Here is a 12,084-nt window from a genome sequence, read left to right on the forward strand (position 1 = left end):
TTTTTTATTCTTTAGATTCAGATGGTTAATCTCCATGGCACTCATCCTGCAGTGCCTCTGGCACCACAAACCACAGGAGTTGCCATATGGAACCCAGTATCTGTGTCGTAATACCCAGCCACAACTGTCTGAACTTCTTACCCCTCGCCCTGGCCTCGGTTTGGACACAGTCGTTGCCCGCCAGAGAGGTGTGGGTCGTGGATGATGGCTCAGACGATGGCACCACCGAGTGGCTTCAGCGGCAAAAGATGATTCACCCCAGGCTGCACAGTCTTCGGCTGGAGGGGGTGGGCTGCTCCGCCGCTCGCAATGCGGCCATCGCCCTGACTCAGTGCGACTGGGTGGCCTTTCTGGATGCGGATGACACCTGGCGCCCGGACAAACTGCGGCAGCAGTGGCAGGCATTGGCGAACAGGCCAGAGGCGGCGATGTGTTTCACCAACTACATGCACGTCAAGCCTGACGGCGAGTCGATCATCGACTGCTTCAGCTTCTGGCCAGACTTCCGCCGCTACGCTCCGGTTCTGCCAAACTACATCACCCCACAGCAGCTGCTGGCGGAAAATGTGGTCGGCACTTCCACGGTGATGGCCAGACGACAGGCGATCGAAGCGGTGGGAGGGTTCGATACCCGGCTGGCATCGGCGTCGGACTGGGAACTCTGGTTGAAAATCGCCAAGGCGTACCCCACCATCGCCCTGCCCGACTGTCACTGCGACTACCTGATGCGGCCAGGCTCCATCTCCATGGCCAGGCTCAAACGGCTGAACGCCATGACCGAAATCCTAAAGCGCCACAAGACCGACTTTGGCCAGCACCCGGCGGCGATTCACAGCGCCGTGGCACGAATCAACCTGGGCTACGCGGAGTGGTATCAGGAGCAAAGGGAGTTTGGCCGGGCACTGATGTATCAGCTCAAGGCACTTTGGAACCGCTACGATGAGAGAGGGGTAAAACGAGTGGGCCGGCTGATGATCCAGATGGTCAGCAGCCGGCCCTGATAGGAGGTGGTTCTGTTACGCCGTTACAGCACGGCGGCGATGGCATCCACCAGGTACTGGATATTGGCTTCAGTCATGCCGGCCACGTTGATGCGGCCTGAACGGACGATGTAGATGGCATACTCCTCCTTCAGTGCCGCCACTTGGTCCGGGTTCAGACCAGAGAAGCTGAACATGCCGTTCTGCTGCTCGATGAAGCTGAAGTCGCCAGCCACACCCGCTTGCTTGAGACGAGCCACAAAGTCGGTGCGCATCTCTTTGATGCGCTGACGCATGCCAGCCAGCTCTTCCAGCCACAGGGCTTTGAGTTCCTCATCCGCCAAGATGGTGGCCACCACCATGGCACCATGGGCCGGCGGATTGGAGTAGTTGGCCCGAATCACCTTCTTGACCTGGGAAAAGGCACGATTGGCTTCATCGCTGTCGCTGGCCACCAGGGTAAAGGCGCCGGTGCGCTCGTTGTAGAGGCCGAAGTTCTTGGAGAAGCTGCTGGCCACCAGCAGTTCAGGCAGACGATCGGCGAACAGGCGCAGACCGGTCGCGTCCTCTTCCACGTCAGTGGCAAAGCCCTGGTAGGCAAAATCAAACAGGGGCAACCAGCCACGGTTTTTGGCCACGTCCGCCAGCTCAGACCACTGAGCCTCGGTGGGATCGATGCCACTGGGGTTGTGGCAGCAGCCGTGGAGGATCACCAGATCGCCGGCTTCGATCCCCTGCAGATCCGCCTTCATGCCAGCGAAGTCCAGGCTCTTGGACTCGGCATCGTAGTAGCGGTAGTAGGCCACTTCGAAGCCGACGGCTTCAAAGATCTGCGCATGGTTGGCCCAGCTGGGGTTGCTGATCCACACCTTGCGGGCGTCCAGGTTGTTCTTGGCGAAGTCCGCCGCCACCCTCAGTGCGCCGGTACCTCCCGGAGCCTGGGCGGTACGCGCTCTTTGACCACTGATGATGGCGCTCTGGGCACCAAACAGCAGAGCCTGAACGGCGGCAGCGTACTCAGGCAACCCGTCGATGGAGAGGTAACTCTTGGTCTTCTGCTGCTCAAGCAGCCTGGCTTCCGCTTTCTTGACGCATTTCAGTACAGGGGTCTGACCTTCGGCGTCCTTATACACACCGACACCAAGGTTCACCTTGTTGGGACGGGGATCGGTTTTAAAGGCCTCGTTCAGGCCAAGAATGGGGTCGGCAGGGGCTTGGGGGATGTTCTCAAACATTATGCAGCTTCTTCGAGGGTAAGTGGTGGCCTAAGTTATATCACCTTACCCGCTTTTTTGGCACCGCCGTCACCCCCGAAGGGCCAAAAAAACAACCCATCAAACGGATTTGATGGGTTATCTATAACTTTTTGAAATCCTGACCATCTCTGGTCGGAGGAGATCAGCCTCTGTCGGCCGTTTCTGACTATTTATGCGCCTGACTGCGTCAACCGATCAGAGGATCCGCTTGAGCAGCAGGTCCGCCCGCACCCGTCGAAGCCGCTTCAGCAACTTTTTCACCGGATCCGGATAACTGTCCAGGCTCTCGAGGGCATCATAGCTGTTCACGCGTTTGGTGTGAGTCAGGATCGCCTCCCGCTCCCGGGTGAACGCCTCGGTGAGCTCCCCCTTGGGATCCTGAATCAGCAGGCCGTTTTCCAGATCCAGGGCCCAGGCCCTGGGATTGAGGTTGTTGCCGGTGAGCAGATAGTAATCATCGTCAATCTGCATCCCCTTAAGATGATAGCTGTGCCCCTCATCCAGCCACAGGCGCAGGTTCAGCAATCCAGCATCGATGGCCCGGCGGTGGCGCTTGGCAAACCGGCGCAGATTCTGCTCATACAGATAGGGCAAGGCGCCCACTGGGCTGAAAGGCTGACCCGGCGGAATGTAGAAATCGTTGGCGGTCTTGTCGCCAACCACCAGGTCTACCTTGATGCCACGCTTCATCAGCTTGGAGATGGCCGCCATCAGTGGCCTGGGCAAGTTGAAATAGGGCGTGCAGATAAACACCCGCTCCCGGGCTTCGCCCAGCAGACGCTCAATGGTTTTGTTCAGCAGGTTTTCCGTGCGGCCCAAACCGGACAGAGGGAAGATCATGGCGCCGTCGCCTTGCTGACCATCCACCTGGTAACGGGCACGGGCCAGTCGCAGACGCAGCTGACGCACCGAGCTCTTGATCTGCTTGAGGGTCGGCAGGGGCGGCGACAACAGGGAGATCACCGCACTGCTGGCGATCAGGTTGTCTCTGATGTAGTTCACCATGCTGTCGGCCAGAGGCTGACTGTGGATCAGGTGATATCGATCGTAGCGGTATTTCTCCTGCTGGTGCAGGTAGACGTTGTTGATGCTGGCACCGCTGTAGTAGACGGTATCGTCGATGACGAACCCCTTAAGGTGCAACACCCCCATCCACTCCCGGTTCTTCACCGGAACACCGTGAATCTCAATCTGGTGAGTGTAACGGGCCGCGGTATCACGATAGAACTGGTCATTGCCTACCTGGGGGCCTTTGCCGATCAGCCCCCGGCGAGAACGATGGAAGTCCACCAGCACGTGAACATCCAGTCCGGGATTGGCCTGTTTGGCCTCATACAACGCATCCAGTACCTCCCTGCCCGCTTCATCGTTCTGCAGATAGAGGGCAGCCAGATAGATGCGTGTCTTGGCAGTTCGTATCCCCTCCAGCAGTCGACTCTTAAAACTGGCGGTGTCCAGCAGGATCTCGAGATTGTCAGCACTGATCGCCGTACCAGGCAACTCGTGCAGCCAGGCGGGGGTCTGTGAGGGCGCCATCTTCATGATAATGACGGTACTCCATAGCATGGGTCATAGGCGTATCCCGGATTACCTTGCACCTGGGGGTGAAGGGGGTAAGTCGGGAGAAACGCGGGTCCGATTTAGCCAAGTAGTAAAGCAAACCCTTGATTGACGGGCAAGAGCAGAGGTTTCAACAGAAGCCTAAATGTTGATTTACTGAACAGAAAAAACGGATTTTGAGCTATGCCAGGACCCACTTGGCTGCGGGACGTCACCCGGCATCCGATTCAGGCGTAAGTAATGGCCACCAGTCCAAGGGCGAGAATTGCCCCCAAAATAGCCGCCGAGCTGATGAGTGCAAACTTCATCTCCTGACTCATGGTCTCTCTCCTTTTCGTTCATGAGCTCAGTGTCATTATTGGCAAGGGGAGTGAAAGGAATCAAGCTGACGGGGTGATGGGGTGAGACCCGGTGCGGCAACCATCCGTCAGATCCAGCAGAATTTGGATTGCCTGCAACCCGTTAAATTTCAGCTGAATGGCCAGATATTTAATGCAATTGGTATTATACTATGCTAGCCGTATCAAGAGCTTAAACAACCTCGTTAGAACTTTACCCAGGGATCATTGGGACGGGAGATGCCGATGGATAACCAACTCCTGCACGACAAGGTGAAAGAGATTGAAGCCTGGCGCCGGTTGGCCCAACCGGCGGAGGGCGAGGCCTTGCTGCATCATATCGGAATGAGCCTGTACCGGCTTCAGGGTTGGCCCTGGGTAGCACTGGCAGAGGTGATTGATTCCCAGGTTCACCTGTTGGCAATCAGCGAAGCCGGCAGCCCCAAGGCCGGGTTCAGCTATCCTGTGGAGGATGCGCCCTGCCGTCTGCTCTACCCCGCAGGAGAGCACGCTGACTTCATGGTGTTCAGCAACAACATGCGTCGATTTGGCCATTGGGGTTTGCTGCAGCAACTGCCGGTGAGGAGCTATCTGGCTCAAAGGCTCAGCGACACCCAGGACCATCGCCAATATCACCTTATTGCCCTGCACAACAATCTGGTGGAGGAGCACAGCCTGCCCAAAACCCTGATGGCCACCTCCGCCCGCCGTCTATCGGCAGAGATCCGCCAGAAAGCCGAGCACCGCGAACTGGCCAGGCTGCAGAAGATTACCCAGCACCCTTCCCTGGCCCTGGCCTTTGTCGACGATCAGCAGCGCCTGGAGTGGGCCTCCCCCGGACTCAGTCATCTGCTTGGCAGTCCGCTCAACGCCATGATCCATCAACCGATCAGCCGGCTGTTTCCCCAGGTCAGCGGGGCCAACCTGGCCATCAGTCGCCAGCAGCCTGTCCACCTGCAACAGATCTGCACCCTGGCAGATGGCCAGAGGGAATCCCTGGTTATCTCCATCCACGGCCTGGCAGAAGGCTTTCTGTTGAACGTAGCTCCCCCCCTGCCCGACGCGCTGTTTACCGCCGAAGAGCAGCCTCAGCAGCTGGCCGGTCGAATCGAGCAGGAGCTGGCCCGGTTGCAGCGCAAAGAGGAGGTCGCGGCCCTGCTGTTTGTCGACTTTGTCAGCCTGGGGGAGGACCCCATCGGTGAGGATCACCTGTCCAGGTTGCTGAATTGGGGCGCCGAACAGCTGCGAAATGTGGTACGCAAAGAGGACTTTGTCAGCCGTCTTGGCGATCAGCTGGTGGTGCTGACCGCCTGTTTCGATCACCATGGTGAGGTGCCCCGAAACCAGCTGACCGCCATCGCCGCCAAGGTGGATGCCCGGCTGAAGCAAGACCCTCCCCTGGAAGCCCTGCCCATCAGCCACAATCTGCGCATCCGCCTTATCACCAGTTGGGACAGTGACATCGATGAGGTGCTGGATGCCAGCCATGCCACGATCTGGCAGCCTCAGGCGGTCTCCGGCCCCCTTCAGCTGGGATCTTAGGCTGGCTGCAAGCAGCCGCCCTTGGGTTCTGCTTAAGCCATAAAAAACGGCGCCACCCGGGCGCCGTTTTTACAAGAAACTGAATCAGAACCAGTCGTTGGGCATGGACATGATCACTTCGGGATCCTGATGGATCACCCGCAGATGGTAGTCGGCCCGAGGCAGCTGACGCTCGAAGAAGTAACGAGCCAGCATCCCCTTACGGGCAACGAAGGACTCTTCCATCTCACCCTCTTCCGCCGCCTTGATCATCTTCAGCCACATCCAGCCATAGATGGCGTAACCTGTGGCGTGCAGGTAATCGGTGGCGGCGCTGTTGACCGCGTCGTTGCGGGTGCTGCTGTTCACCAGTTCGGCGGCCTTCTCCAGCAGCGCGTCAAACAGCCCCAGCAGCTGAGTGCGATAACCAAACCACTGGGCGCTGAGGCCTTCCAGCTCCTGCTCCGCCTGACGCTTCAGCTCGGACAGGGCCTGGCCCTTGTCACCCAGCACCCTGCGGCCCAGCAGATCCAGCGCCTGAATGCCGTTGGTGCCTTCATAGATCTGAGCGATGCGAGCATCGCGAACCAGCTGTTCCACGCCCCATTCCCGGATGTAACCGTGACCGCCAAACACCTGCTGGGCAGCGATGGTGGACTCCAGGCCCTTGTCGGTAAAGAAAGCTTTCGCCAACGGCGTCAACAGGGCAACCTGGGTCGAAGCCTGCTTCTTAACCTCACCCTCACCATGCTTGGCCAGATCCAGCTGCATGCCGGTGTACACTGACAGGGCACGGCCCGCTTCGGTGACCGAGGCGATGTCCAGCAGCATCCGGCGTACGTCGCCGTGCACCACAATAGGATCGGCTTCGCCGCCCAATCCGCGGCCACTGCCTTTGCCTTGCTTGCGTTCACGGGCGTAATCGGCCGCCAGCTGATAGGCCGCTTCACCACAACCCAGCCCCTGGATGCCGATGGAGAGACGCTCATAATTCATCATGGTGAACATGGCGATCAGTCCGCGGTTCACCCGGCCCACCAGATAGCCCTGGGCATTGTCGAAGTTGATGACACAGGTAGCCGAGGCCTTGATGCCCATCTTGTGCTCTACCGCACCACAGCTCACGCCATTGGCTTCGCCGATGCTGCCGCCCTGGTTCACCTTGAATTTGGGCACCAGGAACAGGGAGATGCCGCGACTGCCACCTGGAGCATCGGGCAGTTTGGCAAGCACCAGATGCACCACGTTTTCAGTCAGATCGTGGTCGCCGCCAGTAATGAAGATCTTGGAGCCGGTCAGCAGGTAGCTGCCATCCTCCTGAGCCACCGCCTTGGTGCGCAACTGGCTCAGATCGGAGCCAGACTGTGGTTCGGTCATGTCCATGGCACCGCTCCACTCGCCGGAGTAGAGTTTCGGCAGGTAGGTCTGCTTCAGGTGTTCATCGCCGTGAGCGGCGATACACAGGGCAGCGCCGGCAGTCAGAGAACCGTAGAGTGCGAAGGCATTGGAGGCGGAGTAGACCATCTCGTCGAACAGGACGCCGAGCATTTTGGGCATACCCATGCCGCCATACTCCGGCTCGCCGGACAGGCCCACCCAGCCAGATTCGGCGTAGGTCTGATAGGCCTCCTTGTACCCTTTGGGGGTGTACACCATGCCCTGCTCGAAGCGTACGCCCTCTTCATCACCGTCACGGTTGAGCGGCGCAATCAGGTTTTGAGTGATCTTTGCTCCCTCCTCCAGGATGGCGGCAGCGGTATCCATATCGATGGCATCGCTCAAGGCGGGCACGGACTGCCACACCTCTGACGCCTTAAACACATCCTTGAGCAGAAACTGCATCTCGGTAAGGGGGGCGTTGTATTGCATCTCTTCTTCCTGATTGGGTATTAAACACGAATTTAAAACACCCGTTTAGTTTCAGAGATAATGGCGGGGAGATCAAGGTAATTTGGGGCTATGGAGCAAAATGATTTCTCCATTACCCCTTAGGGATCTGAGGCAGGTTTGATTGCCAGCTGCAAAATGGTGTCGGTCAGTTCCTGGTAACTGAGCTTGCCACGGCTGTCGAACCATTTGTCGGTCCAGGTGATGGCACCGTAGAGCAGTTTACGCAGAACTTTGGGGGATGCTGTGATCAGCCTCTCTTTCCTGGCCTGATAGAGGATCTCCAACCACATCTGTTCATACTCCTCTCTGAGGGCCAGGATGTCCTGCTGGCCACCATCGGACAGGAAGCGCCACTCGTTGATCACCACCGCCATCGCATCCCCCCAGTCGCCATTGAGGGCGTCCAGTTCGCAGGCAATGAGTGCCCTGAGGCGCCCCTGGGTGGTGTGCTCCTCCGCCAGCTCCGAGCGCATTCTCGCCATGGTGTGATGAATCCCTTCTACCATCACCGCTTTAAGAATGGCTTCCTTGTTCTGGTAGTGATGAAACAGACTGCCGGACAGAATGCCCACGGCACTGGCCAGGTCCCGTACTGTCGTACTTTGATACCCTTTTTGCCGGAAGAGTCTTGCTGCCTGGGTTAACAGCCTGCCCCTGGCACTCTGAGGGTCCACCAACACTCCCTGCTCTATCAGTGATTTTTCCACACCCTGAGTCATCTTTTCTCCGCGTTGACCATAGCCGCCCGACTGTCTGGCGCGATGTTTGATTGTTCAGAGAGTAACGTCGACCCCGCAGAGTTGCAAACCAAGCGCTTGCTAGGCTAGGTTAAAAATGCAGCAATACAGACAGCCTACGGACAAGGAGTCCCCATGCATTATCAGAGCATCTACCACCCGGAGCTTTTCCAGGGAGAGGTGATACTGGTCACCGGAGCAGGCAGCGGTATCGGCCGTTGCATCGCCCACGAGCTGGCCTCCCTGGGTGCTCAGGTGGTCCTCATTGGCCGCTCCCCCCACAAACTGGAAAAGGTGTGTGGCGAGATACGCCAAGATGGCGGCCAGGCCAGCCTTTACGCCCTGGATATACGGGATGAACCCGGCGTAGTCCAGACCATAGCGGCAATCCTCAAACAGCACGGCCGCATCGACGGCCTGGTCAATAACGCCGGGGGCCAGTTCCCCTCTCCCCTGGAGCAGATCAGCCTCAAGGGGTTCAGTGCCGTGGTCAATACCAACCTGATTGGCGGATTCCTGATGGCCAGGGAGTGCTACCGTCAATGGATGAAGCAGTCCGGAGGCGCCGTGGTCAACATTACCGCGGATTTTCATAATGGCATGCCCGGTATGGGCCATTCCGGGGCCGCCCGGGCCGGCATGGAGAACTTCAGTAAAACCGCCGCCTGGGAGTGGGGCCACAGCGGCGTGCGGGTCAATTCGGTCGCCCCGGGCTGGGTCGCCTCAAGCGGCCTGGACACCTACGAGGAGCCGATGCGTTCGCTGATCCCCCAGCTGCAGGCCCAGGTCCCCCTGAAGAGGCTGGCCACGGAGGCAGAGGTCTCGGCGGCGGTCACTTTCCTGCTCTCACCAGGCGCGGCCTTCATCAACGGGGCCACCATTAAGGTGGATGGCGGCGCCTCGCTGGGCTCGGCGACCTGGCCAATAGGCCGCAAACAGGCCAGTAACACCCAGCCGTTTGACGGTTTCCACAGGGCCCAGTCCCCAAAGGTGCTTCAGGGGGACAACGATGGGCAGAATTGACAGCCGGCTCAACCTCTCAAATCAGGAGGCCGGGGCCAATCGCCAGGCAATGACCGAGGCGCTGGCCAGGATCCAGCAGATTCTGGACAAGGTTGAGGACGCCGCCGAGTCCGCTCGTGAGCGCTATCAGGCAAGGGGCATGCTGCTGCCGAGGGACAGGTTGGCGCTGCTGCTCGACAGGGACGCCCCCTTCCTGGAGCTGGGGGCTCTGGCCGGATACAAGATGGATGACGACACCGATGGCCGAGGCGCCGGCGGCGGCTGCATCGCCGGCATTGGCCGAATCCAGGGGATCCCCTGTGTGGTGGTGGCGGACAACTACGCCGTCAAGGGGGGCACGGTCTCCCCCATGGGGCTGAAGAAGAAGCTGCGTATGCAACAGATCGCCTTGGAGAACCGACTGCCGCTGGTGACCCTGGCCCAAAGTGGCGGTGCCAACCTCCACTACGCCACCGACACCTTCATCGAAGGCGGGCGTGCTTTTGCCAACCAGGCGCGGCTCTCCGCCGCAGGCATCCCCCAGATCACCCTGGTTCACGGCTCGGCCACCGCCGGCGGTGCCTACCAGCCTGGGTTGTCCGACTGTGTGATCATGGTGAAACGGCAGGCCACCATGTATCTGGCGGGCCCCCATCTGCTCAAAGCTGCCACAGGTGAACAAGCCGACGACGAATCCCTCGGAGGCGCCGAGATGCACCTGTCCCAGGCAGGCAGTGGCGAGTACCTGGCCGAGGATGACAGAGACGCCATCCGCCAGGCCCGGGAACTGCTCCCCCTCCTGTGCCCACGATTCGAACTGGAGGCTTGTCCCGCTGGCGCCCCTCCTTGTTATCAGTCAGACCAGCTGATGGCCATAGTCCCCGACGATCCCAAGCGTCCCTATGACGTCAGGGAACTGCTGGCCCGCCTGGCAGATGGGTCCGACTTTATCGAGTTCAAGGCCCAGTTCGACGCCCAGACCCTGTGCGGTCACATCGCCATCGAGGGGCAGAAACTCGGCGTCATCGGCAACAACGGTCCCATCACCGCCAAAGGCGCCTGCAAGGCCGCCCAGTTCATTCAGTTGTGCCAGCAGGCGGGACTGCCCCTGCTGTTTATTCACAACACCACCGGGTTCATGGTGGGGACCGATGCAGAGCAAAGCGGCATCATCAAGCACGGATCCAAACTGATCCAGGCGGTGGCCAACGCCACCGTTCCCAAGCTCAGCCTGATGGTGGGCGGCTCTTATGGCGCCGGCAACTACGCCATGTGCGGTCGAGGCCTGGATCCCCGCTTCATCCTGGCCTGGCCCAACAGCCGAACCGCAGTGATGGGGCCCGCCCAGGCCGGTCAGGTTCTTCGCAGCGTATCCCAGGCGCGTATGGTCAAAGCCGGCCAGGTGGACGAAGAGAAGCTGGATGCGCTGCAACAACAGACCGAAGCCATGATGGAGGCCGCTTCCACCCCGGTGGCCTGCAGCGCCCGTTTGTGGGATGACGCCATCATCGATCCCAGAGACACTCGCCACCACCTGGCCATGCTGCTGCACCTGTGCCTCACCACCCCTAACCGGGAAGGCGGCAGCAACAGTTTCGGCGTCAGTCGCTTCTGACCCCAGAGCCCAATCAATGAGGAGAACAGAGGATGTTTACCCAGGAACACGAGCAACTCAGGCAAACGGTCCGTCAGTTTGTGGCCCAGGAGATCAATCCCCATGTGGAGCAGTGGGAGCGCGACGGCATCTACCCGGCTCGGGAGGTATTGGGCAAACTTGGGACGCTGGGTCTGCTTGGCATCACCAAGCCCCCCACCTTCGGAGGGCTGGGCCTGGACTACAGCTATCAGGTGGTGTTTGCCGAGGAGATTGGTGCGGCGCTCTGCGGCGGCGTGCCGCTGTCCATCGGCGTGCAGACCGACATGGCCACCCCGGCCCTGGCCAGGTTTGGCTCCGATGAACTGCGAACCCGCTACCTGGCCCCGGCCATTGCCGGTGAGATGGTGGCCGCCATCGCGGTCAGCGAACCCCATGCCGGATCCGACGTCTCCGCCATCAAAACCACGGCACGCAGCGACGGGGACCACTATGTGATCAACGGCACCAAGATGTGGATCACCAACGCCACCCAGGCGGATTTCCTCTGCCTGCTGGCCAACACCTCCGACGGTCCGGCCCACAAAAATAAATCCCTGATCATCGTCCCCATGGACACCCCGGGGATCAGCCTCTCCCCCAGGCTGGATAAGCTGGGGATGCGAAGCTCTGACACCGCCCAGATCTTTTTCGACGACGTCCGGGTACCCAAGTCCCATCTCATCGGTGAGGAGGGCGCCGGCTTCACTCTGCAGATGATGCAATTTCAGGAGGAGCGGCTGTTTGGCGGCGCCATGTGCATCCGCATGCTGGAGAACTGCATCAACCAGACCATAGAGTACGCCGGTCACCGGGCCGCGTTTGGCCAGAGCATCCTGGATAATCAGTCGGTCCACTTCCGCCTGGCGGAGCTGCAAACCGAAGTGGAGTGCCTGCGGGCCCTGGTGTACCGAGCCACCGCCGCCCACGTCGCCGGCGAGGAGGTGACCACCCTGGCCTCCATGGCCAAGCTCAAGGGAGGCCGCCTCTGTCGTGAGGTGACCGATGCCTGCCTGCAGTACTGGGGGGGCATGGGCTTTATGTGGGACAACCCGGTGGCCCGTGCCTATCGTGATCAGCGATTGTGCTCCATCGGTGGCGGCGCCGACGAGGTGATGCTGGGGATCATTTGCAAAGCCATGGGCACCCTGCCCCAACGTCGCTGAG

At 59.9% G+C, this 12,084-nt stretch carries 10 protein-coding genes; 5 read left to right on the forward strand and 5 right to left on the reverse strand.

Features of this window, described 5'->3' with window-relative positions; all coding sequences use genetic code 11:
• Positions 1-86: 86 nt before the first annotated feature.
• Positions 87-1,001: a glycosyltransferase family 2 protein gene (locus G505_RS20605; protein WP_051215899.1), complete on the forward strand. Its 915-nt coding sequence runs from the start codon at positions 87-89 to the stop codon at positions 999-1,001.
• Positions 1,002-1,024: 23 nt separating this feature from the next.
• Here the strand turns inward: G505_RS20605 and G505_RS0104885 are convergent, their stop codons facing one another.
• The 3 genes from G505_RS0104885 to cydH all read right to left on the reverse strand — a co-directional run bounded on the left by G505_RS0104885 (position 1,025) and on the right by cydH (position 4,116).
• Positions 1,025-2,218, reverse strand: coding sequence for an amino acid aminotransferase (locus G505_RS0104885; RefSeq protein ID WP_342662880.1), 1,194 nt, complete (start codon positions 2,216-2,218; stop codon positions 1,025-1,027).
• Between the two features lie 213 nt (positions 2,219-2,431).
• On the reverse strand, positions 2,432-3,772 hold the full coding sequence (gene pssA, locus G505_RS0104890) for a CDP-diacylglycerol--serine O-phosphatidyltransferase (RefSeq protein WP_028108558.1): 1,341 nt from the start codon (positions 3,770-3,772) through the stop codon (positions 2,432-2,434).
• 251 nt (positions 3,773-4,023) lie between these two features.
• A complete protein-coding gene (gene cydH / locus G505_RS22985; RefSeq protein ID WP_157509044.1) occupies positions 4,024-4,116 on the reverse strand; it encodes a cytochrome bd-I oxidase subunit CydH in 93 nt (30 codons plus the stop codon).
• Positions 4,117-4,380: 264 nt separating this feature from the next.
• Between cydH and G505_RS0104900 the strand changes: the two genes are divergently transcribed.
• On the forward strand, positions 4,381-5,676 hold the full coding sequence (locus G505_RS0104900; RefSeq protein WP_028108559.1) for a nucleotidyl cyclase domain-containing protein: 1,296 nt from the start codon (positions 4,381-4,383) through the stop codon (positions 5,674-5,676).
• 84 nt (positions 5,677-5,760) lie between these two features.
• Here G505_RS0104900 and G505_RS0104905 read toward each other — a convergent pair whose 3' ends face one another.
• Entirely contained in the window at positions 5,761-7,524 is a 1,764-nt protein-coding gene (locus G505_RS0104905) for an acyl-CoA dehydrogenase family protein (RefSeq protein WP_028108560.1), read from the reverse strand.
• 119 nt (positions 7,525-7,643) lie between these two features.
• A complete protein-coding gene (locus tag G505_RS0104910) occupies positions 7,644-8,264 on the reverse strand; it encodes a TetR/AcrR family transcriptional regulator (protein WP_028108561.1) in 621 nt (206 codons plus the stop codon).
• A 153-nt stretch (positions 8,265-8,417) separates the two neighbouring features.
• Here G505_RS0104910 and G505_RS0104915 point away from each other — a divergent pair, with 153 nt between their 5' ends.
• From G505_RS0104915 to G505_RS0104925, 3 genes are read left to right on the forward strand one after another with little or no spacing between them, the layout of a single operon-like run.
• Complete coding sequence (locus tag G505_RS0104915; RefSeq protein ID WP_028108562.1) at positions 8,418-9,305, forward strand: SDR family oxidoreductase; 888 nt, start codon at positions 8,418-8,420, stop codon at positions 9,303-9,305.
• Complete coding sequence (locus tag G505_RS0104920; protein ID WP_028108563.1) at positions 9,292-10,899, forward strand: acyl-CoA carboxylase subunit beta; 1,608 nt, start codon at positions 9,292-9,294, stop codon at positions 10,897-10,899. The genes G505_RS0104915 and G505_RS0104920 overlap by 14 nt, the downstream gene beginning before the upstream one ends.
• A 32-nt stretch (positions 10,900-10,931) precedes the next feature.
• Positions 10,932-12,083 (forward strand): acyl-CoA dehydrogenase family protein, encoded by a 1,152-nt coding sequence (locus tag G505_RS0104925; protein WP_028108564.1) that lies wholly within the window; start codon positions 10,932-10,934, stop codon positions 12,081-12,083.
• The last annotated feature ends 1 nt before the right edge of the window (position 12,084 follow it).

It is taken from the genome of Ferrimonas futtsuensis DSM 18154, from assembly GCF_000422645.1.
Taxonomy (GTDB): domain Bacteria; phylum Pseudomonadota; class Gammaproteobacteria; order Enterobacterales; family Shewanellaceae; genus Ferrimonas; species Ferrimonas futtsuensis.

Coding starts and splice junctions, on each gene's coding strand:
- G505_RS20605 (WP_051215899.1), top strand. CDS start 87: ATGGAACCCAGTATCTGTGTCGTAATACCCAGCCACAACTGTCTGAAC.
- pssA (WP_028108558.1), bottom strand. CDS start 3,772: ATGGCGCCCTCACAGACCCCCGCCTGGCTGCACGAGTTGCCTGGTACG.
- cydH (WP_157509044.1), bottom strand. CDS start 4,116: ATGAGTCAGGAGATGAAGTTTGCACTCATCAGCTCGGCGGCTATTTTG.
- G505_RS0104900 (WP_028108559.1), top strand. CDS start 4,381: ATGGATAACCAACTCCTGCACGACAAGGTGAAAGAGATTGAAGCCTGG.
- G505_RS0104905 (WP_028108560.1), bottom strand. CDS start 7,524: ATGCAATACAACGCCCCCCTTACCGAGATGCAGTTTCTGCTCAAGGAT.
- G505_RS0104910 (WP_028108561.1), bottom strand. CDS start 8,264: ATGACTCAGGGTGTGGAAAAATCACTGATAGAGCAGGGAGTGTTGGTG.
- G505_RS0104915 (WP_028108562.1), top strand. CDS start 8,418: ATGCATTATCAGAGCATCTACCACCCGGAGCTTTTCCAGGGAGAGGTG.
- G505_RS0104920 (WP_028108563.1), top strand. CDS start 9,292: ATGGGCAGAATTGACAGCCGGCTCAACCTCTCAAATCAGGAGGCCGGG.
- G505_RS0104925 (WP_028108564.1), top strand. CDS start 10,932: ATGTTTACCCAGGAACACGAGCAACTCAGGCAAACGGTCCGTCAGTTT.